Raw genomic sequence first — 24,546 nt, 5'->3', positions numbered from 1 at the left:
CCCGCCGGTCGGGGATGCGGGCGCGGGGCGAGTGTCGTCCGCCGCATCACGGGCGTCAGCCGAGCCGGATCATCGCCGCCACCGACGGCACCCCCGCGCCGCTGAGCACGAACAGCAGGTAGTACCCCGGCGGCGCCACGAAACCGTTCGGCGGCGTGCGGAGCACGACGGTCCCACCGGTTCGGGACACGATCGTCAGGCCGACGTGACGCTGGTCGGAGTTGAACGAGTGGGTCGACGAGCCGCACCGGATCAGGCAGGCCTGCGTGACGGCCGGACCGGAGACGGACACCGCGATCTCCGCGTCCCAGCCGGCCTCTGGCGGTGCCTGGTCGATCGCCGGCCGGGGCCCGCGGAACAGGTAGGGCGGGCTGTAGAGCTCCATCCGCAGCTCGGAGTGGTGGAACGGGTCGGGGTTCCACTGGGAGTCGGTGCCGGCGGTGAGGACCCGGCCGTCGGGGAGCAGCAGCGCGGTCGCGTGGTAGAGGCGCGGGACGGCCATGGTGCAGGCCGACAGCCAGGTGTCCGTCGCGGGGTCGTACCGTTCGGCCGGGTAGACCGGGTTGGCGCCGTTGTCGGCGTACCCGCTGCTGCTGCCGTTCGCGACGAACACCGTGCCGTCGGGCAGCAGCACCGCGTCCGGCATGACACGCGGCTGAGTCATCGGCGCGGTCAGCGTCCAGGCGGGGCTCGCGGTGCCGAGGTCGAGCAGCTCGCAGCTGCGGGTCGCCTCGGTGCGCATGTCCACCGGTGGGGCGCCCCCGCCGCCGATCAGCATGACCCGCGCCCGGTACGCCGGTGTGCTGTCCGGCAGCAGCGGCAGCAGCACGCTGGTGCCCTCCATGCCGTAGGTCCGGCCGTTGCGGCCCGGGCGGGCAGCGGCGTCCAGGGCCGTCGGGGTGTGCTGCATCGTCGCCAGATCGAGGAAGCGGGTGCGGGTGCCGGCGTGCATGAGCAGGGTCCCGTTCGGGAGGACGAAGACGAACGGGTAGGTGTCGAAGCCGGCGGCCTCGGCGAGCACGGGTGCGGGTTTCGGCGGTGCGAGCCCGCCGCCGTCCGGGTCGTAGACCTCGTAGGTGTGCGCGTTCCCGGCCGGCTGGCCCGCCCGCCAGTTCTTGCCGCCGAGGATCAGCACCCGGCCGTCGGGCAGGGTCACGCAGGTCGGGTACCAGCGGCCGGTCGCCAGCGTCCCGACCCGTTGCCAGCTGCCCCCGGAACCGCCGCCCGGTGTGAACGTGTGCAGGGCGTCGACGTGTGCCTGCTCGCGCTCACCGCCCGCGACGAGCACCCGGCCGTCGGCGAGCAGGGACTGGCCGGCGCAGAACAGGTTCGGGTTCCCGGGCGCCTGCTGGGGCCGTTGCCGGTTGCCGTTGGCGAGGTTGACGACCGCGGACTCGCCGTGGGGTTGCGGTGCGGAGGGTTCGTGCTCGCCGGGCGGGTCCAGGTAGTTCCAGAAGAGGATCTTGCCCGTGCGCAGCAGCACCGCGTGCACCCCGACGACCACCGAGTCGATCGGGGCGACCTGCCACGACCCCTCGAGCGGGCCGGAGCACACGGGCGGCGGCGGGGGCGGCCACACCTCGTAGGGGCCGCGGCCGGCGTCCCAGTAGATCTCGCCGCCCTGGAACCGGCTGACCCGGCCGAACCCGTGCGGGGTCGGCATCTCCCCGCTGATCGGGTAGCCGAGCCGGCCCCGCTCCCAGTCCAGTTCGGCCCAGCGCTGCTTGATCATCCCGTAGACCTCGTTGGCGCCGGTGGCGGGATGCCAGTAGATCGACCCGTTCTGGCCGGTGAAATGGTTGTAGCGACCGATCCCGTCGGGGGTGGCGGTCTCGTCGGTCAGCGGGTAGCCGAGGATGCCCTGCTCCCAGCCCAGCGCCTGCCATCGGTTCCGGATCGCGCCGTGCACCTCGTGGGCGCCGGTGGCCGGGGTCCAGTAGATCGATCCGTGCTGGAAGTGGTTGAAGCGGCCGACGCCGTCCGGGGTGGTGGTCTCGTCGGTCAGCGGGTAGCCGAGCGGTCCGGCCTCCAGCCCGAGCGCGGACCACTTGACCATGATCGCCCCGTGGACCGCGTGCGCCCCGACGCCCGGTAGCTGGTAGATCGATCCCCGCTGGTAGTGGCGGGCGCGGCCGATCCCGTCGGCCGTGGTGAACTCCGCTCCGACCGGGGCGCCGAGCACCCCGGCGTTGCCACCGAGCTGGGCGTGCTTGTCGTCGATCGTGCTCACGGTGCCTCCGGTGGTCGCTCACCGTCCCGGTCCGGTTACTCGGGCGGATCGCCTGTGCCGTTACCCGGTCGCAGCCCGTGCCGGGACGGCTGCCGGGTGCGACGGACCTCGACCGGCCCGTCCCGGATGGGCAACACTCGTCCGTTGCCACCACGCAACGGCGCGCCGCGGGCCGGCCGCCCGACGCCTCGGAGTGGGGGAATGCCGCCACCGCTGCTACTCGAACGCGAGGACGAGATCGCCGCGCTCGACGCGGCGATCCGCTCCGTCGCGGACGGCGAGGCGTGCGTCCTGCTGCTGGAGGGCCCGGCCGGTATCGGCAAGACCGGTCTGCTCGCCGCCGCGCGCCGCGGCGCGGCGGACGCCGGTCTGCGCGTGCTGGCGGCCCACGGCGGAGCGCTGGAGCGGACGTTCCCGTTCGGCGTCGTGCGGCAGCTCTTCGAACCGGTGCTCGCCGACCCCGCCGCGCAGGCCCGGGCGCTGTCCGGCGCCGCGGCCGCGGCCCGCGAGGTCTTCGACATCGTCGTCGAGCCCGCCGACTCCGCGCGGGACCCGTCGTTCGCCGCGTTGCACGGCCTGTACTGGCTGACCGCGAACCTCGCCGCGGACGGCCCCCTCGCGGTCGTCGTCGACGACCTGCACTGGTGCGACGCCGCGTCCCTGCGCTTCCTCGCCTACCTGGCGCGACGGCTCGACGGGCTGCCGGTGCTCGTCGCGGCCGCCGTCCGACCGGCCGAGCGGGCGGTCGACGCGGCGGTGCTCGGTGAGCTGGCCGCCGACCCGTCCACGGTGTCCGTGCGGCCCCGGCCGCTGAGCGAGGCGGCGACGGCCGCGCTGCTCGGTGCGCAGCTGGGCGGGGCGGCCGAGGGTGCCACCGACCCGGCGTTCACCGCCGCCTGCCACGCCGCGACCGGCGGCAACCCGCTGCTGCTGCACGAGCTCGTCCGGGCACTGGCGGCCGAGGGCGCCCGCCCGGACGCGAGCCACCTGCGGATGGTCGCCGACGTCGGGCCCCGCGCCGCGGCACGGTCGGTGCTCGTGCGCCTCGCCCGGTTGCCCGACGTCGCGGTGCGCACGGCTCGGGCGGCCGCGGTGCTGGGTGACGGCGCCGACCTGTCGCTCGTCGCCGATCTCGCGGGGGTCGGCGAGGAGCGGCGGGGCCCGGCCGTCGACGCGCTGGTGCGTGCGGAGATCCTGCGCGCCGAGCCGCTGGCGGAGTTCGTGCACCCGCTCGTCCGCGACGCCGTGTACCAGGACGTCACGCCGGTCGCGCGGGCGCAGGCCCACGCGCGGGCCGCGCGGCTGCTGGCCGCGCGGTACGCGCCGGCCGAGCAGGTCGCCGTCCACCTGCTGGCGGTCCCGCCGCGCGGCGACGGCTGGGTGGTGGACACGGCGCTGCAGGCCGCCCGGACGGCGGCCCGCCGGGGTGCCGCGGACAGCGCCGTCGAGCACCTGCGGCGGGCGCTCGCCGAACCCCCGCCCGGACCGCTGCGCGCGGACGTCCTGCGGGAGCTCGGGCGCGCGGAGCTGCTGATCTCCGGGCCGGACGCGGTCGCGCACCTCCGCCAGGCGTACGACGCCGTGGTCGAGCCCGGCCGCCGCGCCGAGGTGGCGCAGCTGCTGGGCCGGGGCCTGCTGTTCACCGGTGATCCCGCCGCGGCCGCCGAGCTGGCGCGCCGGGCGGCGGACCGGCTGCCGCCGGATGACGACGACGGCCGCGCCGCGCTGCTGGCGCTCGAGCTGATGGCGGTGTTCTTCGGCGGCGGGAACCCCGCGGGCCTGGCCCGGCTCGCGCCGTACCGCACCCGGCCGGTGGGCGACGGTCCGGGCGCGCGGATGCTCGCCGCGGTGGTCGGGCAGGAATGGGCCTACGCCGGCGGGCCGGGCGACCGGTGCGCGGAGCTGTCGCTGCGGGCACTCGCCGGCGGCCGCCTGCTGGCCGCCGACTTCGCGTTGCTGGGCATGACCGCGCTCGTGACCCTGGTGCTCGCCGACAGCGACGCGGCGCCGGACGCGATGGACGCCGCGCTGGGCGAGGCGCACCGGCGCGGATCGCTGCTGGACAAGGCCGCGGTCAGCCTGTGGCGCGGGTTCGGGTTGCTGCGGGGCGGGGACCTGACCGAGGCGGAGCGGTCGGTCCGCGGCGGGCTCGACGAGTTCGTCCGGTGGGGCTTCGGCGACGTGGCCGCGCACGTGCACGGGGCGGCGTTCCTGTCCGCTGTCCTGCGCGAGCGCGGCGACCTCACCGGTGCCCGCCGCGCGCTGGAACGCTCCCGGGACCCCGGCGACGGCTCCGAGGCCGCCCGCTACTGGTGCCACGCCGAGCTGGAGCTGCTCGTCGCCGAGGGCCGGTTCGCCGAGGCCCTGCCGGTGGCCGACGACCTCGCCCACCGGTTCGGGTTCCTGCGCCACCCCATCGACACGCCGTGGCGCTCGCTGAAGGCCGTTGCGCTCGACGCCCTCGGCCACCGGGAGGAGGCGCTCGCCCTGCTCGCCGACGAGCTGGCGCTCGCCCGGGCCTGGGGCGCGCCCGGGACCGTCGCGCGCACGCTGCGGGCCCTCGGGACGCTGCGCCGCGACCGCGGCCTCGACGACCTCCGCGAGGCGGTCGAGACGGCCGACGGTTCGCCGGCCCGGCTCGAGCACGCCCGGGCCGTGGCCGCGCTCGGCGCCGGGCTCCGCCGCGCCGGCCGGGTGCGCGAGGCCCGCGAGCCGTTGCGCCGGGCGGTGGAGCTGGCCCAGGCGTGCTCGGCCGGAGGCCTGGTCGAGCAGGCCCGCGCGGAGCTCCACGCCGCCGGCGGGCGGGCCCGGACCACCGCCTCGACCGGTCCGGGCTCGCTGACCGCCAGCGAACGCCGCGTCGTCGACCTGGCCGCGCGCGGCGCGACCAACCGGGACATCGCGCAGGCGCTGTTCGTCACCCCGAAGACGGTCGAGCTGCACCTGTCGCACGCCTACCGCAAGCTGGGTATCTCCTCCCGCCACCAGCTGGCCGCCGCGCTCGCCGCCGTCTGAACACTGGGGTGCCGTCTGGGGTGTTCCCGGGTCCCGCGGGGCGCGGCAGGGCGGAGGCTGGCCGGATGGACGGCAGGGCGAGCGTGATCCGCCTGGAGATCCGGCTCGACGGCGAGTCGCCGGTCGGGTGCGCCCGCGACGAGCAGGGCCGCTCCCGCGACTTCGCCGGCTGGATGGGCCTGGTCGCCACGATCGACGGACTGCTCGCCGCCGCGCCGCCCGCATCCCCGCCCGAGGAGAGGTCCGGACCATGACCACGCGTGTCGATGCCCCCGCCCGGCGGCGCCGGGCCCTGGCCGCCCTGTCGGCGGCCGTCACCCTGCTGGCGACCGGCGCCTGCGCCGCGCAGGCCGCCCCCGCCGCCGCGACACCCGACTACGGGGTCGCCCTGCAGCCGCAGCTGGAGCAGCTCGCCCGCGACCTGCTGGTGACCGGCGCCGTCGTCGAGGTCCGCTCGCCCGAGCTGGGCGACTGGACCACCACCCTCGGCACCCGCACCTACCGCGGCACTGACCCGGTGCAGGTCGGTGACCACGTCCGCATCGGCAGCGTCACCAAGACCTGGACCGGGACGGTCGTCCTGCAGCTCGTCGACGAGGGCAGGCTCCGCCTCGACGATCCCGTCGCGACCTACCGGCCGGACGTGCCGAACGGACGGAACATCACGATCGAGCAGCTGCTCACCATGCGCAGCGGGCTGGGCAACTACACGACCGACCCGGAGCTGAACCGGCGCATCGACGCCGACCCGGGCACGGTGTTCCAGCCCGAGGAGCTCATCCGGATGGGCCTCGCGCTGCCGGTCGAGTTCCCGCCCGGCCAGGGGTTCTACTACTCCAACACCAACACGGCGCTGCTGGGCCGGATCGTCGAGCAGGTCACCGGCAACCCGCTGGGGACGGAGATCGAGCGGCGCATCCTCGGCCCGCTCGGCATGACCGGGTCCTCCTTCCCCGCGCTCACCTCCGCCGCCCTGCCCGACCCGCATCCCGAGGGCTACACCTACGGCACCTTCGTCGAGACGATCGACTCCAACGTGCTGCCGCCGGAGACGCAGGCCGCGGCCCGCGCCGGCACCCTCGCGCCGATGGACGTCACCTTCACCAACCCGTCCTGGGCGTGGAGCGCGGGCGCCGGCATCTCCACCGTGGACGACCTGACCCGCTACGTGCGTGCGCTGGTCGGCGGCGAGCTGCTCGGCCCGCAGCTGCAGAAGGCCCGGCTCGACAGCGTCCGGCCGGTCGACCCCGCCGCCCCCGAGGGGCCGGGCTACGGCCTCGCGCTCGCGAGCTTCGGGAGCTTCTACGGCCACACCGGGGAGCTGCCCGGGTTCAACACCTTTGCCGGGTACGACCCCGAGCGCGACATCAGCGTCGTGGTGTGGACCTCGCTCGCACCGTCGCCGGACGGCCAGGACCCGGCGGCGCAGATGGCCAGGACGATCATCGCCGAGCTGGCGACCGCGGGCCGGTAGGAGCCCGCGCCGGCCGGCTGCCGTCACACCCCGCCGGACGTCGACCGCTGCGGGTAACGGCCCGCGCACCCACCGCGAGGACCCCGGCAGGACTCCAGGGGGTTGCCATGGCACTCGCGGGGACGCGGCCGGCCGCGGGTGAGCCGGCACCACCGGCCGGACGCATCCGTCTGATCCTGGTCAACGGCTTCCGGCTCGTGGTCGAGGGCGTGGACGTCCACCCGTGCGTGGTGTGCCGGCGGCTCCTCGCCCTCCTCGGCCTGCGGGGCGAGCTGCCGCGCGCCGTCGCCTCCGGCACCCTGTGGCCCGACGTGCCCGAGGCCCGGGCCTGCGGGAGCCTGCGCACCGCGCTGTGGAAGCTGCGGAGGATCGACCCCGGCCTCGTCGAGATCCGGGGTGGACACCTGGGCCTCGGCGGTGAGGTCCACGTCGACGTGACGGCGGTGATCCACTGGGCGCGGCGGCTGATCGAACGACCCACGGCGGGGGAGGCACAGCTGACGCCGGACGGCCCGCACGGCGACCTGCTCCCAGGGTGGTACGAGGACTGGGTCGTCGACGAGCGGGAACGGCTCCGCCAGCTCCGCCTGCACGCGCTCGACATCGCCGCGACGCAGCTCGGGGTCCGCGGGCGCTACGCGGAAGGCATCACCGCCGCGCTCGAGTCGATCCGGCTGGAGCCGCTGCGGGAGAGCGCCCATCACACGCTCCTCGTGCTACACCTCGCGGAGGGCAACGTCGGCGAGGCCGTCCGCCACTACCGCGCCTTCCACGCCCTGGTCCGGGCCGAGCTCGGTGTCGACCCGTCGCCCCGGCTGACCGACCTGATCACGGCGCACGTCGACCGGCTGGACCACGACGGCGGCCGGGCCGGGGCCCCTTACCGGACACCGGAGTCGAACCGGATCGTGACGGGCGTGAAGCGACCCTCCGGCACCTCGACGGTCAACGGTTCGGCGTAGGGGAGGGGCCGGCCGTCGACCGTGGTCGCGTGCAGCCGGTACTGCCCGGGTGCCAGCTCGACGCGGAACGTCCCGTCGGGCGGCGTCCGGACCTCGGCGACCGTCGCCGACGAGCCGGGATCGGTGATCCGCACGTGCGCCGGGAGCGGGCGGGTCGGGCAGGCCTCCGCCGTGGTGAGCGTCGGGCAGCCGACGTCGACGACCGCGACCCCGGTGACACCGGAGGGTTGCCCGCCCCCCGGTTCGTCGCCGCACGCGCCACCGGACGCCACCGCGAGGGCGATCAGCACGCCGGCCCGGCGAGCCGCACCGGACCGGGTGGGCTCGGCCATTCCGCACCCTCCGGTCGCTCAGAGGCCGGCCACGAGCCGTGCCGTGTACCCCATCATGACCAGCCAGAACAGTCCTGTGAAGCCGCGCTCGCCCAGCTTGGAGTTGAGGTGCCGGCCGAAGTAGGTGGCACCGAACATGAGCGGCACCGCGGCCAGCGCCAGCAGGTAGCCGTCGAACGGGATGAGTCCGGCCTCGGTCCAGATCGCGGTCTTGGTGACGTCACCGACCAGCGACGCCAGCGACAGCGCGCCGACCAGGTACCGGCGGTCCAGGTCGAGGCTGCGCACCGCCAGCCCCTTCAGCGGGCCCGACGTCCCGGCGAACCCGGAGGTGGCCCCCGACCCGAACGCCAGCACGCCCGCGCCGAGCCGCCGCAGCCGGGTCAGGTCGAACCGCTCCGCGACGAACGCGAGGACGAACGTGACGATGACCGCGATCGTCACGACGTCGTCCGGCACCGCCACGAACGCGAGCGCCCCCAGCGCGGCCCCGACCGCGACGAGCAGCACCACGAGTGCCGCGCTCCGCCACGGGATCGTCGTGCGGTAGGCCCACACCTTCACGACGTTGTTCGAGGCCAGGAGCAGCGCCGCCAGTGCGGTACCCGGCTTCGTGCCGAGCAGCAACGCCAGCGCCGGCACCAGGATCAGGCTGCCGCCGAAGCCGGCCGAGGCGGACACGACGAACGCCGCGGCCACCGCGACCAGCACGACGGCGACGAGTACGGCGTCCACGTCAGAATCGGGTGCCGCAGATCCACGTGCCCCAGCTGTTGACCGCGTCGGCGAACTCGCCGTAGAGCCACACCCTGCTCGCGTCACCACCGTCCCGGGCATGACCGAAGTAGTCACCCCACCGCCCGAGCGTGTAGGCGCTCTCGCCGGCCTTCACCAGCGCGCTTCCCTGCATGCTGTTCGCCGCGTCGGTCACCCGCCGCCCGGTCTGGCGCAGCGACCCGTACTCCTGCCTGCTCGACCGGCTGAAGCACAGGTGGGCGTTTCGGCTGATGTCGGTCTGAACGACCGGGAAGAAGTAGTAGAAACCGCTGGCCCCGAACGCCCCCTGCTGGACCACCTGCCGCGTGGTGGTGTCGATCTCGTACCACTGGACCGCGCACCGGGCGGCCGAGTCCCCGGACCAGGTGATCTTCGACGTGTGCGCGGTCCACAGCCGTTGCGTGCCACCGACGAACTGGAACACCGAGCTGAGCAACCGGGTGTCGTTGGTCTCGATCCGCGTGGTCGTGTCGGGCTGCTCGGCGTCCGGTGGGAGGTCGTAGGAGCGGCAGGCGACGCGGTGGGCCCGCAGGTTCGGCTGCGCACCCCGCCAGTGCGCGAGCGGGTCGTCGAGCTGCCACAACGTCAACGTGCTGCCCGACGGCCACAACGCGTTGCAGAAGTACGCCGGCGGGTTTCCCCCGGTTCCCCGGAAATGCATCGTCGACTGCACCGTGAACGCCACGGAGTTGTCCGGGTTGCGCAGGTTCCAGAAGTCGTACCAGCCCAGCGCCGCGCCCGCGTACGCCTCGGCCTTGTTGAGGATCCGGAGCTTGGCGTACGAGAAACCACCGCTCCCGCCGACCGCGAACTGGTTGGTGGTGAGGTAGATGCCCTGGGTGTCGAAACCCAGCATCGGGTAGTCGGCCCAGTTGGCGCTGGGGGTGCTGCCGTCCACCCCGAAGTCCAGTGCCCACACCCACCAGGCCCCTGCCGGATCCGCGCCCTGCGAGACCCCGAGCATGATCCAGGAGCCGGCGGGGGACTGGCGGCGGGCGGCGACGGCGATGATCCAGCGACCGGCGTAGTGGTCGTAGGCGAGCTTCGGGTCGAAGAGCCCCGCCCCGGCCGGGAGGACCGTCGAGAACAGCGCGGTCATGTTCGGCCAGCGGAACCGCAGGCTGCCGTCCTTGCGGTAGCCTGCCAGGTCGACGTTCACCGCGACCAGCACGTCGGCGGGGCCGACGGCCATCGTGCAGTCCGGGGGCCGGAAGCCGGTCTGCGGCGTGCCCTCGAACGAGTGCGTGGTCGCGGGCGCGAGGCTCCCCGCATGGTCGGCCGGCGCCGCGTCCTCCGGGACGTCCGCGAAGTCCAGCACGTCGTACACGGGTTCGGTGGCCACCTCGGTCGAGGGGTCCTCCACCAGGGTGTCGTCGGTGTCGGCGCTCAGCGGCGTCGGATCGGGTTGCTCGGCCGCGGTGACCAGCTCCCGGTACTCCTCCATCGACACCGGGAACCGGGTCCGCCCCCGCATCCAGGACGGCTTGTGCACCCGGACCGAGGTCGCGACCAGCTCCTCCGCGGTGAACTCGGCCGGTGACCGGGCAATGCCTGCCGTGGTCCCGCCGGCCTGTTGCTGCATACCGTTCGCCATGGTCGCTCCCCTCGGGCCCCATACCGCCGTCGGGGAGTCTGCGGACCGGGCGTCATCGCGGCGTCACCCGCTGCGTGCGCCGCCGCGGGAGCTCAGCTGCTCGGGGCCTCCGGGTCCTGTTCCGCGGTGTCGTCCCGGTCGGGAGGCGGGTCGGGTTGCTCGGCCCGCCGCTTGAGCTCCCGCCACTCGTCGGGGCCGACCGGTGACCCGATCGGCACCTCCTGCTCGGGGTGCTCGTCGGCCGGGTCGGGTTCGGCGGCCGAGGGCTCGACCCCGGCGGCCTCCGGCCCCCTGCCTGCTCCGGCACGGTCGTCTGCACTGCTCATGTGGTGCCTCTTCTCTGCCGTGCAGCCGACCGTACCCGCCGCCGGTATGCCGTCGCGCCGGTCGTGACCAGGCGTCGACGGGCGCCCGGGGCGCTCCGCTCCCGAGGACCGCAGGGGTTGTCCCGACCGGGCAGGCCCCACGCCCTCCCGGGGGACGTCCCCGGCGGGCCGGGTGCGCACTCCCTCGCCCGGCTCGGCCGGGTCCCGCATCGTCGTCCTGCCTCGCCCGTTCCGGGCTCGGGCGCCGGCGGATCCCGTCCGGCCCGCAGTGCGAGTGAAAGGGAACCGCTGATGGCCCGTCGACGTCACCGGGTGGCCGCCGCCCTGGCCGTCCTCACCGGACTTGCCGTCACCTCCTGTGCGGCCCCGGCGGCCGGTCCACCGGCGGAGCCCGGGCCGGCCCCCGTCCCACCCGGTCTCGAGCGCTTCTACGGCCAGCGGCTGGCCTGGGGGCCGTGCGCGCCGCTGGCGACGAACGCCGACGACCGTGCGCTGTTCGAGGACCCGGCGTTCGACTGCGCACGGCTCGAGGTCCCGCTCGACTACGCCGCACCCGGCGGGCGTACCGCGCAGGTCGCGGTGCTGCGGAACCGCGCCGACCAGCCCGCGATCGGGTCGCTGGTGCTCAACCCCGGCGGCCCGGGTGGGTCCGGGACGTCGTTCGCCGCCGGGATGAGCGGGGCGCTCGGCGGTGGGCCGTTCGACGTCGTCGGGTTCGACCCGCGCGGGGTCGGGGCCAGCACCCCGCGGATCGACTGCCTCAGCGACGCGGAGTGGGACGCCGAGCGAGCCGACGCCGACCACGACACCTCCCCGGCCGGCGTCGCGCGGGCCGAGGACCGCAGCCGGCGGGAGGCGGCGAACTGCGTGCGGCGCTCGGGCGCCGACGTGCTGGCCCACGCCGGCACCCGGGAGGTCGCCCGGGACCTGGACATCCTGCGTGCGGCGCTCGGCGACCGCCGGCTCACCTACCTCGGCTTCTCCTACGGCACGCGGATCGGCGCCGAGTACGCCGAACGGTTCCCGGGCAACGTCCGGGCGATGGTGCTCGACGGCGCCGTGGACCCGACCGAGAACGCCGTGGACAGCAGCGTCGCCCAGATGGCCGGCTTCCAGCAGGCGTTCGACGCCTTCGCGGCCGACTGCGTGCGCCGCCCGTCCTGCCCACTGGGCACCGACCCGGCGCGTGCCACGGCCGAGTTCCAGGCCCTGACCCGGCCGCTGATCGACCGGCCCGCCCCGGTGCCGGGCGACACGCGGACGCTGTCCTACTCGGACGCGCTCACCGCCGTGTTCGCCGCGATGTACGGCTCGCACGCGTGGCCGGAGCTGTCCACGGGGCTCGCCCAGCTGCGCGCCGGAGACGGCGCCACCCTGCTGCGGCTGGCCGACCAGTACTACGGCCGTCGCCCCGACGGCACCTACCCGGACGACATGGAGGCCCTGCAGGTCGTCAACTGCGCCGACGGGGACCGGATCACCGACCGCACCGTCGCCGCCGAGCTGTCCCGGCGCGCGACCGCGGCCGCGCCGTTCGCCGACGCCGGGCGGGGCACCTCCGGCGCGCTCGACACGTGCGCGTTCCTGCCGATCACCCCCACCGGCGTCGCCCACCTGCCGCACGCGCCGGGCCTCCCGCCGACCCTGGTCATCTCGACCACCGGCGACCCGGCCACGCCGTACCGGGCCGGGGTCCGGCTGGCCGAGGCGCTGCACGCCCGCCTGCTGACCGTCGAGGGCGCCCAGCACACCGCCGCCGCCGAGGGCCACCCCTGCGTCGACGACGTGGTGGCCGACTACCTCGTGCACCTGACGCTGCCGCCCGAGGGGGCCCGCTGCGCGCTCACCCGTCCCTGATCGCCCACCGAAACCCGTCCGAGGAGGACGCGACATGATCGAAGTGAAGGCTCTTTCCAAGCGGTACCGGTCGACGACGGCCGTCGACGACCTGACGTTCACCGTCCGCCCCGGCGCGGTGACCGGGTTCCTCGGGCCGAACGGTGCCGGGAAGTCCACGACCATGCGGATGATCGTGGGGCTGACCCGTCCGAACGCCGGGGAGGCGCTCGTCGCGGGCCGCCCCTACGCCCGGCTCGAGCACCCGCTGCGCACGGTCGGCGCGATGCTCGACGCCGGCTGGGTGCACCCGAAGCGGTCGGCGCGCGCCCACCTGCGCCGGCTGGCCCGGTCGAACGGGCTGCCCGAGGGCCGGGTGGCCGAGGTGCTCGGCACGGTCGGCCTCACGACCGTGGCGGACCGGCCGGTCCGGACGTTCTCGCTCGGGATGCGCCAGCGGCTCGGCATCGCCGCGGCCCTGCTCGGTGACCCCGCGGTGCTGCTGTTCGACGAGCCGGTCAACGGCCTCGACCCGGAGGGCGTCCGGTGGTTCCGCACGCTGGTCCGCGGAATGGCGGCCGAGGGCCGGACCGTGCTGGTCTCCAGCCACCTGCTCGCCGAGATGACGCTCACCGCCACCGAGCTGGTCGTGATCGGCCGGGGCCGGCTGATGGCGCAGGGCTCGCTCACCGACCTCGCCGGCCCGGGTGGTGCCTCCCTGGAGGAGACCTACCTGCGGCTCACCGGCCAGGCCGTGGAGTACGTGTCGGGGGAGGCGGCATGAACACGAACGCGATCGCCGCCGAGCGCGGCACGCTGCTCTCCGCCCGGTCGTTCTGGTGGTGCGCCGCGCTGAGCGTCCTGCTCGTCACCGGGGTGGCCGCCCTGGTCGCCGCGTTCCCGACGGCCGGGGTGCAGATGGACGGGACCGAGTTCCTGCCCCTGGGGCAGCTGGTGGTCCTGGTGCTGGCCGCGCTCACCATCACCGGCGAGTACCGGCACGGCACGATCCGGGTCACCTTCCTCGCCGTCCCGGACCGCACGACCGCGCTGCTGGCCAAGACCGTGGTGGTGGCCCTGGCCTGCGGCGTCGTCGGGCTGGTCACCGCATCGGCCGCTCGCGGCACGGCCTGGTCGATGCAGCCCGGCGCCGGACTCGCCGAGCTGGGCGCCGGGCCGTGGCGCGCGGTGGCCGGGGCCTTCGCGGTGTTCGCCCTCTCCGCGGTGCTCGCGGTCGCCGTGGCGACCCTGGTGCGCAGCACCGCGGGATCGTTGCTGCTGCTCCTGGGGTGGGTGCTGGTGGCCGAACCGGTCGTGGGGTCGCTGCCGCGGGTCGGTGACGACATCGGCCGGTGGCTGCCGTTCGCCAACCTCGACCACTTCCTGTACGCGGGCCGGCCCGAGCCGGGATCGATCTTCGACGCGGGACCGGTGTTCGGGCCCTGGGGTGCGCTCGTCTACGTCACCGGGATCGCGGCCGCGGTGCTCGCGGCGGCGCTGTGGGTGGCGAACCGGCGGGACGCCTGAGCGGAGGGAGCCCGGGAACCGCGCCGCGCGGACGGTCGTTCCCCCGGCGGGTGCGGCCGGCCGGCGCGGGCACCCGGGATCGTGGAGGAGCCACTGATGCGCAGTAACCTGTTCGCCCCGGAGAACCAGGAGCAGGAGTCGGCGCAGCCGGGCCTGCGGCTGCAGAACTCGAAGATGCTCAAGGTCGAGCTCAACGGCGAGGTCCTGGCCCGGCAGGGGTCGATGGTCGCCTACCAGGGCGACGTGCGCTTCGAGGCGCTGGGCGCGGGCGGCATCGGCCGGTTCATCAAGCAGCAGCTGACCGGCGAGGGTGTGCCCCTGATGAAGCTGAAGGGGCGCGGCGACGTGTTCCTCGCCGACGCCGCGGCCGACGTCCACGTCATCGACCTGGAGGGGCCGGACGACACCCTGACCATCAACGGCAAGAACGTCCTGGCCTTCGAGCCGACGCTGTCCTACGACGTCCGGATGACGTCCGGCGCCGGTTCGGTCGGCGGGGCCGGCCTGTTCAACTGCGTCTTCCGCGGGCGGGGCCGGCTCGCCATCACCGCGAAGGGCGCGCCGGTGGTCCTGAACGTCGACGCGCCGACCTACGCGGACCCGCAGGCCGCGATCGCGTGGTCGGCCGGGCTGCAGGTCGGGCTGCACCGCGCCGAGCAGCTCGGCGTCGGGACGCTGCTGGGCCGCACGACCGGCGAGCGGTACACGATGACGTTCTCCGGGCAGGGGTTCGTCATCGTGCAGGCCTCCGAGGAGGTCCCGGCGAACGCGATCGCGGGGAACGGCAGCGGCGAGCAGAGCGGGGTCGGCGGCCTCCTCGGAGGATTCCTGAAGTAGCCCCGTGGCCCACCCGGCCGGCCCGCGGCCGCCGTCAGCTCGCGGCGGCCGCCCGGTCCGCGGCGAGCGCGAGGAACTCGTCCCGCGCCGCCCCGCTCGCGGCGGCGATCACTGTGCGCGCCATCGCGACCGCCCCGTGCAGGACGGCCTCGTCGGCACCCGGACCGCAGGCGTCGGCGGCGAACTCGACCGTGTGCGGCACCGCGTCGGAGCCCCGGAAGGCGATCATCGGGTGGATGCCGGGGACGACCCGCGTCACGTTGCCCATGTCGGTGGAGCCACCCGAGCGCGGGCGGTCGGTCACCGGGTCGCGACCGAGGGCGCGCACCTGCTCGTCCCACGTCGTGGCGAGGAACGGGTGCTGAACGAGCTCCTCGTACCGCGGCTCGGCCCGTTCGTGCGACCACTCGCACCCCGTCGCGACCGCGCCGGCCTCGAAGCAGGCGAGCATGCGGCGCTTCGCGTCGTCGAGGGTGTCGCTGTCGAACGCACGCACCTCGGCCCGCAGCACGGTCTCCGCCGGGATGATGTTGGTGGCCTCCCCGCCGTTCGCGACGTAGGCGTGCAGCCGGACCCCGTCGGTGAGCTGCTGGCGGAGCAGCCCGATCGCCACCAGCGCGACCGTCGCCGCGTCCCCGGCGTTGACCGCCTTGTGCGGTGCGGCGGCGGCGTGCGCCGCGCGACCGGTGAACGTGACGTCGAAGCGGTCCACGGCCTGCGACTGGGAGACCGTGCAGCTCACGTCGTCCCCGCCGTTGCCGTGCACCATCAGCGACAGGGTGGCGCCGGCCCAGGCGCCCCGTTCCAGGAGCAGCACCTTGCCGCCGCCGTGCTCCTCGGCCGGGGTGCCGAGCAGCACGACGGTGAGCCCGTAGGTGTCGGCGACCTCGGCGAGCGCGAGCGCCGCGCCGAGGCCGGCAGCCGCGATCACGTTGTGCCCGCAGGCGTGCCCGATCTCGGGCAGCGCGTCGTACTCCGCGCACACCACGACCCGGAACGGCCCGGTCCCGCGCACGGCCTCGAACGCGGTGTCCAGGCCGTAGGCGCCGCGGGTGACGGTGAACCCGGCGCGCTCCGCCTCGTCGGCGAGCAGGGCCGCGGCCCGGTGCTCGGAGAAGGCGAGCTCGGGCGTCGCGTGGATCGTGTGGCTGATCTCGACGAGCCGGGCGGCCCGGTCCTCGATCGTGCGGGCGACGGCGTCGTCGAGGCCGAGTGAGGTGGTGGCCGTCATGGGGGCGCCTTTCCGGGTCAGGGGAGGAGGCCGAGGACGAGCTCGGCGACGAGGGTGGACAGGACGTAGGACGCGGTGATCGCGACGATCCCCACCGGAATGATCTTCCAGCCGATGGAACGGATCTTGACGAGGTCCTTGCCGAGGCTCAGGCCGGCGGCGGTGAGGACCGGGGTGACGATCGCGGTGAAGCTGACCGTCTCCATCAGCCCGTGGATCCACTCGCCGACCGGGGAGAGCGGGGTCGTGATCAGCGCGCCGATGGTCACGACCGCGATGATCGCCGACACCTTCCCGCGGGTGAGCCGGTAGAGGCCGATGCTGGCCAGCATCACGGCGGTGATCACGGCGTAGGCACCCAGGATCGACCACGAGAAGCCCTTCGCCGCGATGAACGAGACGATCAGGCCGACCAGCAGGACCAGCGGGACCGACGTCCACAGCGGGATGGACACGGTGACGGGCCGTTCCTCGGCGGGCTCGGTCGCGGTGCCGGTCGCCGTCCCGGTGGTGGCCGCTGCGGTGCGCGGGGTGCGGCTGAGCAGGTGGTAGAGGCGGTCGGCCAGCGGGAGCGCGACGTACATGCCCACGTAGACGCCGAGCAGACCGGTGAGCATGTTGGAGATCGCGGCGACGGCGAGCACCTGCCCCTCCAGCTCGGGGTGCACGTCGACGACGCTGGCCGCGGCGGCCGCCATCATCGAGCCGGAGCCGACGCCCGAGCCCATGGCCAGCGCGAGCGGGTCGAAGATCTGCAGGGAGGCGCAGATCGAGGCGATGACGCTGACGAGCGCGGCACCGAACACGGAGCCGAAGATGTACATCGACAGGACCCCGCGGTACTCGTGCGAGTCGGGGCCGTACCTCTCGCTGACCATCCCGAACGCCGGTTCCCGGTCGATGGAGAAGGTCGCCCCGATCGTGGCCGGCCCCATCTTGAGCAGCACCGCGAGCGGCAGCGCGAGCAGGATCGTGCCGAACAGGTGGCCGAACTCCTGCAGGAACAGTGCCGGCCCGGCCTCGACGAGCAGCCCGAGGTTCGGGCCGATCTCGAACGACAGGCGCGCGACCAGCAGCAGGATCGCGATCCACATGAGCGAGGACGCGGCGGCCTGGAGGTCGAGCCCGAGCGGGCGCCAGCGCTGCGTGGAGACGACGAGCCCCCCGACCAGGCCCCACACCATCGGCAGGAGGGTGACCGCGGCGGGGCCGAGCGGGATCTGCGCCGGGCCGATCAGCTGGGCGCCCGCGGCGAGGACGGCGAACGCCGCCATCAGGCCCCACAGGCGCGGGGAGCGCAGCGTGAAGCGGATCGGGCCGACCGTGCCGGTCGGCGATGCGGACGGCGCTTCGGACATGGGCACCTCTCGATGGCGACGGTGACAAGGGAGGTAGGAGGTGCGGGAACGGTAGGAGAACGTACGGTTTGCTCCGGCAGATCGCCGGAAAATCGACATCGGGGGAGCGTTCGATGCAGGAATCGCCGCCTACGGCGCCACCGTTGCGCGACGACGACCTGCGGCTGGTGCACGCCCTGCAGATCCGGCCCCGGGCCAGCTGGTCGGCGCTGGCGCGCGCCATCGGCTCGGACCCCGTCACGCTCGCCCGCCGGTGGGAACGCCTCCGCGCGCGGGGAGACGCGTGGATCGCGGTGTACCGGGCCACCGGCATGCACGCCGCGCTGCTGGAGGTGGACTGCGCGCCCGCGGACGCCATGCGCATCGCCGAGCAGATCGCCGCCGACCCCGAGGTCCTCACCATCGACCTGACCGCGGGCAACCGCGACCTGCTCGTCACGCTGCTGTGCGAGGGGCCCGACCGGATCGCGGGCTACGTCCTGGATCGGGTCCCGGCCCTGCCCCGGGTCCGCGCGCTGCGCACGCAGATCATCACGTCCGCGGTCTCGGACGCCCGCAGCTGGCGGGTCCGTGCCCTCGAGCCCGCCGAGGTGGCCGCGCTGGAACGGGAGCCCACGTCGTCGCGGACGGTGAAGGTGAGCCGCGATCTCGTCGCGACGCTCCAGGCCGTCCTGATGCGCGAGCCGAGGATCAGCGTGGCAGCGCTGGCCGAGGAGATCGGCGTGCCGAGGACGCGGGCCGCGGCCGTGCTGTCGTCCGCGCTCGCCACCGGACGGATCGTGCTGCGCACCGAGATCGCCCGCCCGCTGTCGGAATGGCCGGTGTACGCCTGGTTCTTCCTGCGGGTGGGGGCGCGGGAACGCGAGGCGGTCGTCACCCGGCTCGCCACGCTGCAGGAGGCCCGGCTGGTCGCCTCCACCGTCGGGGGCTACGACATCGCGCTCGCCGCGTGGCTGCGCACGCTCGACGACGTGCCGAAGCTCGAGTCGTACCTGACCGAGCTCCTCCCGCAGGTCACGGTCGCGGACCGCTCGCTGGTGCTCCGCACGCCGCTGCACCTCCGCCGCCTGCTCGACCCGCACGGGCGCCCGCGGAACCGGGGGTGAGCACCGTGCGCCCCGGCGGCTGCCGCGGCCGGGACGTCACTCGAGCCCGAGCCCCCGCCGCCCGGTGGCGTTGAGCTGCGCCTCGGTGAACCGGTTCGGCCAGGTGCGCTCGTAGTGCTCGGCCGGGAAGTCACCCGGGCTCGACCCGGTCCGGAACGCCTCGCGCACGCTCGCGGCGTAGGCCTCGTTGCGGGGGCACCAGGGGGCGGCGGGGATGTACATGACGTTGCCCCAGCCCTTCTGGCCGGTCACCGGGTCGACGCCGTGGATCATGTCGCAGTGCCACCAGACGGAGTCGCCGGCCTGCACGTCGGGGATGCCGGTGACGGCCTGCAGCGGGAGCGCGTGCCACCGCTCGTCGGCGGGGAAGACCTGGTTGACGGTGACCCCGCACATGTCGTCGTCGGGCACGTCGTCGAGCAGCGGGCGCAGCATCAGGTACGCCATGGCCTCCGGGATCGGCACCGTGTGCAGGACGCCCTGGTCGTGGTCCATGTCGGACAGCGCGGTCCAGCCCTGGAAGGTGCGGAACGCCGAGCACATGGTGCTGCCGGGGTACTGCGGCCCGGCGGTGCGGTGGGCGGCGTCCCACGGGTCGTACTGCTCGACGGTGCCGTCGAACAGGTGCCGGAACGCCTTCTGATAGGCCCGCGTCATCCACAGGTCGAGCGTGCCGGGGTCGAGGTGGGTGCCCAGCCCGCCGGAGTCGGCGCCCGGGGGACGCCGGCGGATCCGGTCCGGGTACAGCGAGTCGCGCTCGGGGTCGAACCAGCGGACGCCGTCGGCCTCGTGGCGCCACCGGGCGTTGAGGAACGCCTGGACGCGGGCCGTGCGATCGCTCTGGCGGGCCTGCATCTGCGCCGGTGACCAGTAGACGGGATAGATCTCCGGCGTCGAGCCGACGCTGCCGAAGAAGTCGTCGCCGGGGCCCCGGTAGGTCTCGAAGAACCGGTTGGACTCGACGTAGTCGACGATGTCGCGGTCCCAGGCCAGCGCCTGCTCGCGGGGGAAGTGGCCGCGCACGACCAGGCAGCCGCGCCGGCGGAGCTTGTCCAGCGCCTCGGCGGGAACCGTGCCGGCGGCGATGTCGGCGTAGTCGATCACCGGCCAGACCTGCTCGCCGCGCTCCTTCTCGGCCGCGATCTCGGCGACCCGCGCCGCGACCCGCTGCTCGACGACCGCGAAGACCTCCTCCACGGTGCGCCCGGAAGCCGCGATCCGGGCGCGCAGCGCGGCCTTGATCTCGCGCGTGGCCGCCGCCAGGTCGGGCGGCGTGGACTCCCAGTGCGGGAGCGCCGGCAGGGCGTCGACGGTGGTGGTCATCCCGGCTCCTTTGGTGAGGACTCCTTACTGAAGTCGACGGTAGCCGTCCGGGCGTGCTTCAGGCAAGGCTCCTTACTAAACTGCGGTCGTGGACGCCAAGCCGTCGCTGGACCTGGTCCGCTCGCTCACCGACGAGCACGTGCTGCGTGCCCTCATGGAGCACCGGCGCCTCACCCGGGCCGAGCTCGCCGCCCGGACCGGGATCTCCAAGCCGACGGTCTCGGAGAGCGTGCGCCGGCTCTGCGCGGCCGGGCTCGTCGCCGACACCGGGGAGCGGACCACCGGCCGCGGGCGGGCCGGCTCGTACTACGCCCTCGCCGGTGACGCCGGCTGCGCCCTGGTCGTGAGCGTGGCCCCCGACGGCGTCGTGGTCGAAGCCCTCGACGCCTACGGGGACGTGGTGGGCCGCGCCGCCGAGGACGTCGTCCGGCCGGCCCGCCCGCCGCAGGTCGTCGCGGCGGTCGAGGCCGCGGTCCGCGCGGCCCGCCGCGGCGGCGTCCGGTTCCGCACGGCCGTGGTCAGCGCCGCGGACCCGGTGGACCGGGCGACCGGACGCCTGGTCCACCTGGCCGACGCCCCGTTCCTGCTCGGTGAGCTGTCCCTGCAGGAGGTCCTCGCCGGCTCCGTCGACGGGCCCGTCCTGGTCGACAACGACGTCAACTGGGCGGCCCGGGCCGAACGCGCCGCCGCCCCCGGGCTCGACGACTTCGTCTACCTCTACCTGGGCGAGGGACTGGGCTGCGCGGTCGTCAACGATCGCGTCGTCCGGAGGGGGCACTCCGGGCTCGTCGGCGAGATCGCCCACGTGCCCACCGTGGGTCCGGACGGAGCGGTCGTCCCGTTCACCGAGGTCTTCGGCCTGCTCGGGCTCCGGCGGCCGGGCTCGACCGCGATCGACGTCGACGCGCTGCGCGCGGCGGCCGGCTCGGCCGAGGGCGCCGCCGTGCTGGGCCCGCTGGCCCGCGCCGTCGCCGGCGTGCTGGCCGCCGCGGTCGCCTTCGCCGACCCCGAGCTCGTCGTGGTCGGCGGCCCCTGGGGGATCGAACCGGCGGTCCTCGACGCGGTCGTCACCGAGGCCGGGCGGCTCCACCGCCCGGTCGAGGTCCGGGCGGCGCGGGTCGCCGACCGGCCGGAGCTGGCCGGGGCCCGTGACCAGGGTCTCGAGAATCTGCGGTCCCTCGTCGTGGACGCCTGCCGTTGATCGTGGACCCGGCACGGCGCACGGGTCGTTCCGGTTCCCGTTCCTAGAGGACCAGCAGGACGCCCGCCCCCAGCAGCCCGCCCAGGACGGCGAGGGCACCGGTCCCGGCCGTCGCCCGCCATCCCAGCGCGCGGGCGACCATCACGATCCCCGGCAGGCTCACCACGGGCAGGGTGACCAGCAGTGCACCGATCGGGCCGGCCGCGACGCCCGCGAGCGCCAGGCCCTGCAGGATCGGGATCTCCCCGGCCGTCGGGATCACCATCAGCGTGCCGACGACCGCCGCGAGCACGACGAGCAGCACCCCGGCGCCCGCCGCGCCGTCGATCGGGAACAGCCAGCCGCGGAACGCGCCCACCAGCAGCACGACGACCAGGTACTCGGGAACGAGGACGATCGCCATCCGGGCCAGCGTGCCGGCGAACCGGGACAGGACGCGGGCCGGCCGTTCCGCGTCGACCGGCTCGGCCGGGACCGCGTCCGCGAGCGCGGGCGGGGCTTGCCGGCCGTCGGCCAGGCGCGCGACCAGCGCGGCACCGCCGACCACGATCAGCAGGCCGACGACCAGCCGGGTCGCCGTCCACTCCCACGGCGCGACGAGCACGAGGAACACGAGGACCGCCGGGTTGAGCAGCGGGTTGCCCAGCCAGTACGCGATCGCCGCCGCGGTCGACACCCCCGAGCGGCGCAGGGAGACCACCACGGGCGCGGCGCAGCAGGTGCACATCATCGACGGGGTGCTGCCGAGGCCACCCGCCAGCGCGCTGGCCAGCCGGCTGCGGCGGTTGAGCAGCCGCGGCATCCAGCCCCGCGGCACGAGCGCCTGCAGCGCGGCGCTGATCAGCAGGGCGGCGAGCAACGCCTTCCAGACGGCCTGGCCGTAGGCGACGACGAACGACGTGGCCGCGTGCCAGGACGGCGGGTCCCCCGGCCGGACGCCGCCGGCGCCCCACACGTTCGTGCCGCTCCACGTGCCCAGGTCCCACACCCGCACCGCCTGCGCAGTGTAGGGGAGCCACTTCGACCAGAGCAGGACGACCACGAACAGGACCGCGGCGAGCAGGACGCCCACCACAGCGGCGTGCGCGGTCCGCCGTCGGGTCGGAGTGTGGGTGGGCTCAGGCATTCGGCGAGGCTAGGGCGCGTGGGCCCGGCCGCACTCCACCCTTCGTCGCACGCGCACCCCGAACGTTCCGATCAGGTGTGCGGTCGCGTCGATCAGGTAGGCGGGGTGCGCGGAGGTTTCCGCACGGAGTTGGGCCACCGGCACGTTCGGGGCGGCACCCGTCACCCGTTCGACTGTGCCGCAGCGAGATCGGGTGCGCTGGGTGATCACTGCCGGGTAGGTTCCCGCGAAATGCCTGCCCCGAGACCCCGACCCCACCGTCCCCGGAGAATGCACGCCGTCGCCGCGGCATTCTCGCTGGTCGTGCTGGCCGCGTCCGGAGCCGGTGACCGGCCGGTGCCGCAGGAGTCCGTTCGAGTCGCCCAGGCCGCGGTCACCGGGCCCGCCGACGACCACGGCCGTCCCGACGGCGAGCAGGACCCCGCCGAGCCGCTGACGATCGACGGGACCGCCTACCCGGACCCGCTGCGGGCCGCGAACGGCGAACCCGTGACCGGGGTCGCCGCCTGGGAGGGCACCCGCCGCGGCGAGCTGCTCGCCGACTTCCGGGAGCACGTCTACGGGCAGCCGCTGCCGGCCCCGGCGGCCCAGGACTTCCGGGTGACGGAGGCCGACGCCGGCGGCGTCACCCGCAAGACCGTGACGATCACCGTCACCGGCCCGCACGGGACCGCCGGCTTCGACCTGAGACTGTTCGTCCCGAAGACTCCCGGCCCGCCGCGCGGCACGTTCCTGATGATCGACCATCGCGGCTCGGTCGACGACGACCCGCAGCAGTCGTCGGGCTACGCGCCCGTCTCCACGATCACCCGGGCCGGCTACGCGTTCGCCGCGATCGACGCCGAGGCGATCGCCCCGGACGGCGACGACTACCGCAGCCCGATGATCGACCTGTTCCACCCCGCCGACCGGGAGCTGCCCGACGACGCCGGCCGGGCCGTCAGCGCCTGGGCCTGGGGAGCCGGCCGCGCCATGGACTACCTGCAGACCGACCCCGACCTCGATCCCGCGAAGGTCGCGGTGATCGGTCACTCCCGCAGCGGCAAGGCGGCACTGTGGGCCGGGGCCCAGGACACCCGCTTCGCGGCGGTCGTCGCGCACAACTCGGGGTCGACCGGGGCGAAGCCGGCCCGCCGCGGCGACGGCGGTGTCGGCGCCGAGACGACCGCGCGGGTCAACGACTCGTTCCCGCACTGGTTCCCGCCGACGTACAAGGCCTACGGCGGCCGGGAGCACGCGCTGCCGGTCGACCAGCACCAGCTGCTGGCCCTGGTCGCGCCCCGCCGGGTCGTGGTGGGCAGCGCCACCGGCGACGCGAACGCCGACCCGGAGGGCGAGTTCCTGTCCTACGTCGCGGCCGCCCGCGTCTACGACCTCTACGGGCTGGGGGACACCGGGCTGCCCTCGCCGCACTGGCCGCCGGCGACCGACCGCGGTCACCGCGGACCGGCGATGAGCTACCACCTGCGCTCCGGGAAGCACGGCCTGACCGCGGCGGACTGGGACACCTACCTGAACGGGAACCTCTTCGCGCGGTGAGCGCGGCGGTCACGTCGCGGGCGTCCCCGCGTCCTCCCGCGGGACCGCGACGCCGGCCGACCGCCTGCGCCGGATCAGGATCTCCGCGACGACCAGGTTGACGACCCAGCCCAGCACCTGCCCGACCGGGATCAGCGCGGGTGCCGACGCGCGGAGGGTGTCGGCCGGGACCCCGAACGGCACCTGCGCCAGCAGCATGAGCGGGACCAGGACCCGCGCGGTCACGGCCAGGAAGGTCAGCGCGTAGTTGCGGGTCATCCAGGACCGGTGGGCCTCGACGTCACCCCGCCGGATCGCGCGCACCGCCAGGGCGGCCGTCACCAGCCAGCCGACCGCCGGGACCACCAGCCCGACCTGGGTGACCAGCCGTCCGGAGAGCAGCGCGACCGGGACGGCGGTCAGCCCCGCCGGCACGACACCGGCCAGCAGGTACGCGCGACCGATCGCGCGGTGCCGGCCGGTGTGGGCGCGGACCGCAGGGACGAACTGCAGCGGACCGAGCACGAGCGCGACCGCCGCGGTGAGGACGTGGGCCACCAGCAGGCCGTAGTGCAGCCGGCCGGTCACCTCCAGCCGGCTCGACCCGATGTCGAGCAGCACGTACGGGGCGGCCAGGACCACGCCCGCGACGGCAGCGACGACGACCAGGGCCCATGCCCGCAGCGGCGGGCGGCGCGCGGTCTGCGCGGGAGGGACGGCCATGCCCCGGGAGTCTGGCCGTGCCGGGCCCGCCGGTCGTCGTCCCGGAGTTG

The 24,546-nt window shown here is 74.9% G+C and carries 20 protein-coding genes and 1 pseudogene; 11 read left to right on the top strand and 10 right to left on the bottom strand.

Translation table 11 applies throughout. From position 1 onward, the window contains the following. Positions 1 to 55 precede the first annotated feature (55 nt). Positions 56 to 2,230 (bottom strand): galactose oxidase-like domain-containing protein, encoded by a 2,175-nt coding sequence (locus H7X46_RS30760; RefSeq protein ID WP_186360401.1) that lies wholly within the window; start codon positions 2,228 to 2,230, stop codon positions 56 to 58. Between the two features lie 201 nt (positions 2,231 to 2,431). On the opposite strand from H7X46_RS30760, the gene H7X46_RS17330 reads away from it, so the two are divergent. The 4 genes from H7X46_RS17330 (at position 2,432) to H7X46_RS17315 (ending at position 7,681) form a co-directional block, all read left to right on the top strand. Continuing rightward, positions 2,432 to 5,245 carry an AAA family ATPase gene (locus H7X46_RS17330; protein WP_186360400.1) on the top strand — a complete coding sequence of 938 codons (2,814 nt, stop codon included), beginning with the start codon at positions 2,432 to 2,434 and terminating at the stop codon, positions 5,243 to 5,245. 65 nt (positions 5,246 to 5,310) lie between these two features. Continuing rightward, complete coding sequence (locus H7X46_RS17325; RefSeq protein ID WP_186360399.1) at positions 5,311 to 5,499, top strand: hypothetical protein; 189 nt, start codon at positions 5,311 to 5,313, stop codon at positions 5,497 to 5,499. Beyond that, positions 5,496 to 6,719, top strand: a complete 1,224-nt coding sequence (locus tag H7X46_RS17320; RefSeq protein ID WP_186360398.1) for a serine hydrolase — start codon at positions 5,496 to 5,498, stop codon at positions 6,717 to 6,719. Before H7X46_RS17325 ends, H7X46_RS17320 begins: the two co-directional genes overlap by 4 nt. 107 nt (positions 6,720 to 6,826) lie before the next feature. Beyond that, positions 6,827 to 7,681: a BTAD domain-containing putative transcriptional regulator gene (locus tag H7X46_RS17315; protein WP_186360397.1), complete on the top strand. Its 855-nt coding sequence runs from the start codon at positions 6,827 to 6,829 to the stop codon at positions 7,679 to 7,681. Here H7X46_RS17315 and H7X46_RS17310 read toward each other — a convergent pair. The 4 genes from H7X46_RS17310 to H7X46_RS17295 form a co-directional block, all read right to left on the bottom strand. Continuing rightward, positions 7,600 to 8,013: a hypothetical protein gene (locus H7X46_RS17310; RefSeq protein WP_186360396.1), complete on the bottom strand. Its 414-nt coding sequence runs from the start codon at positions 8,011 to 8,013 to the stop codon at positions 7,600 to 7,602. The genes H7X46_RS17315 and H7X46_RS17310 overlap by 82 nt on opposite strands. An 18-nt stretch (positions 8,014 to 8,031) precedes the next feature. Continuing rightward, a complete protein-coding gene (locus H7X46_RS17305; RefSeq protein WP_222131342.1) occupies positions 8,032 to 8,748 on the bottom strand; it encodes a TSUP family transporter in 717 nt (238 codons plus the stop codon). Between the two features lies 1 nt (position 8,749). After that, positions 8,750 to 10,384, bottom strand: a complete 1,635-nt coding sequence (locus tag H7X46_RS17300; RefSeq protein ID WP_186360394.1) for a hypothetical protein — start codon at positions 10,382 to 10,384, stop codon at positions 8,750 to 8,752. Between the two features lie 92 nt (positions 10,385 to 10,476). Beyond that, positions 10,477 to 10,710, bottom strand: a complete 234-nt coding sequence (locus H7X46_RS17295; RefSeq protein WP_186360393.1) for a hypothetical protein — start codon at positions 10,708 to 10,710, stop codon at positions 10,477 to 10,479. Between the two features lie 291 nt (positions 10,711 to 11,001). On the opposite strand from H7X46_RS17295, the gene H7X46_RS17290 reads away from it, so the two are divergent. From H7X46_RS17290 to H7X46_RS17275, 4 genes and pseudogenes are all read left to right on the top strand, one after another. Then, positions 11,002 to 12,567 (top strand): alpha/beta hydrolase, encoded by a 1,566-nt coding sequence (locus tag H7X46_RS17290; RefSeq protein ID WP_186360392.1) that lies wholly within the window; start codon positions 11,002 to 11,004, stop codon positions 12,565 to 12,567. Between the two features lie 34 nt (positions 12,568 to 12,601). Next, positions 12,602 to 13,261 (top strand): annotated as a pseudogene (locus H7X46_RS17285) (ABC transporter ATP-binding protein); the annotation flags it as partial. A 65-nt stretch (positions 13,262 to 13,326) separates the two neighbouring features. Continuing rightward, positions 13,327 to 14,073: a hypothetical protein gene (locus H7X46_RS17280; protein WP_186360390.1), complete on the top strand. Its 747-nt coding sequence runs from the start codon at positions 13,327 to 13,329 to the stop codon at positions 14,071 to 14,073. Between the two features lie 96 nt (positions 14,074 to 14,169). Beyond that, positions 14,170 to 14,910, top strand: a complete 741-nt coding sequence (locus H7X46_RS17275) for an AIM24 family protein (protein ID WP_186360389.1) — start codon at positions 14,170 to 14,172, stop codon at positions 14,908 to 14,910. 34 nt (positions 14,911 to 14,944) lie between these two features. On the opposite strand, the gene H7X46_RS17270 is transcribed toward H7X46_RS17275, so the two are convergent. Further along, complete coding sequence (locus H7X46_RS17270) at positions 14,945 to 16,141, bottom strand: amidohydrolase (protein ID WP_186360388.1); 1,197 nt, start codon at positions 16,139 to 16,141, stop codon at positions 14,945 to 14,947. 17 nt (positions 16,142 to 16,158) lie between these two features. After that, on the bottom strand, positions 16,159 to 17,499 hold the full coding sequence (locus H7X46_RS17265; RefSeq protein WP_186360387.1) for a DUF3100 domain-containing protein: 1,341 nt from the start codon (positions 17,497 to 17,499) through the stop codon (positions 16,159 to 16,161). A 143-nt stretch (positions 17,500 to 17,642) separates the two neighbouring features. Between H7X46_RS17265 and H7X46_RS17260 the strand changes: the two genes are divergently transcribed. Further along, entirely contained in the window at positions 17,643 to 18,605 is a 963-nt protein-coding gene (locus H7X46_RS17260) for an Lrp/AsnC family transcriptional regulator (RefSeq protein WP_222131341.1), read from the top strand. A 36-nt stretch (positions 18,606 to 18,641) separates the two neighbouring features. On the opposite strand, the gene H7X46_RS17255 is transcribed toward H7X46_RS17260, so the two are convergent. Beyond that, positions 18,642 to 19,928: a YbiU family protein gene (locus H7X46_RS17255; protein WP_186360385.1), complete on the bottom strand. Its 1,287-nt coding sequence runs from the start codon at positions 19,926 to 19,928 to the stop codon at positions 18,642 to 18,644. An 88-nt stretch (positions 19,929 to 20,016) separates the two neighbouring features. Here H7X46_RS17255 and H7X46_RS17250 point away from each other — a divergent pair, with 88 nt between their 5' ends. Next, positions 20,017 to 21,129, top strand: a complete 1,113-nt coding sequence (locus H7X46_RS17250; protein ID WP_370588822.1) for an ROK family protein — start codon at positions 20,017 to 20,019, stop codon at positions 21,127 to 21,129. Positions 21,130 to 21,172: 43 nt separating this feature from the next. Here the strand turns inward: H7X46_RS17250 and H7X46_RS17245 are convergent, their stop codons facing one another. Then, positions 21,173 to 22,255, bottom strand: coding sequence for a permease (locus H7X46_RS17245; RefSeq protein WP_186360384.1), 1,083 nt, complete (start codon positions 22,253 to 22,255; stop codon positions 21,173 to 21,175). A 270-nt stretch (positions 22,256 to 22,525) separates the two neighbouring features. Here H7X46_RS17245 and H7X46_RS17240 point away from each other — a divergent pair, with 270 nt between their 5' ends. Then, positions 22,526 to 23,794: an acetylxylan esterase gene (locus tag H7X46_RS17240; RefSeq protein WP_255426156.1), complete on the top strand. Its 1,269-nt coding sequence runs from the start codon at positions 22,526 to 22,528 to the stop codon at positions 23,792 to 23,794. Positions 23,795 to 23,803: 9 nt separating this feature from the next. Here the strand turns inward: H7X46_RS17240 and H7X46_RS17235 are convergent, their stop codons facing one another. Further along, complete coding sequence (locus H7X46_RS17235) at positions 23,804 to 24,496, bottom strand: DUF2306 domain-containing protein (protein WP_186360383.1); 693 nt, start codon at positions 24,494 to 24,496, stop codon at positions 23,804 to 23,806. Between the last annotated feature and the right edge of the window lie 50 nt (positions 24,497 to 24,546).

It is taken from the genome of Pseudonocardia sp. C8, from assembly GCF_014267175.1.
Classification (GTDB): Bacteria; Actinomycetota; Actinomycetes; order Mycobacteriales; family Pseudonocardiaceae; genus Pseudonocardia.
Note: the sequence above shows the minus strand (reverse complement) of the source record. Positions and strands in the feature narration are given on the sequence as shown.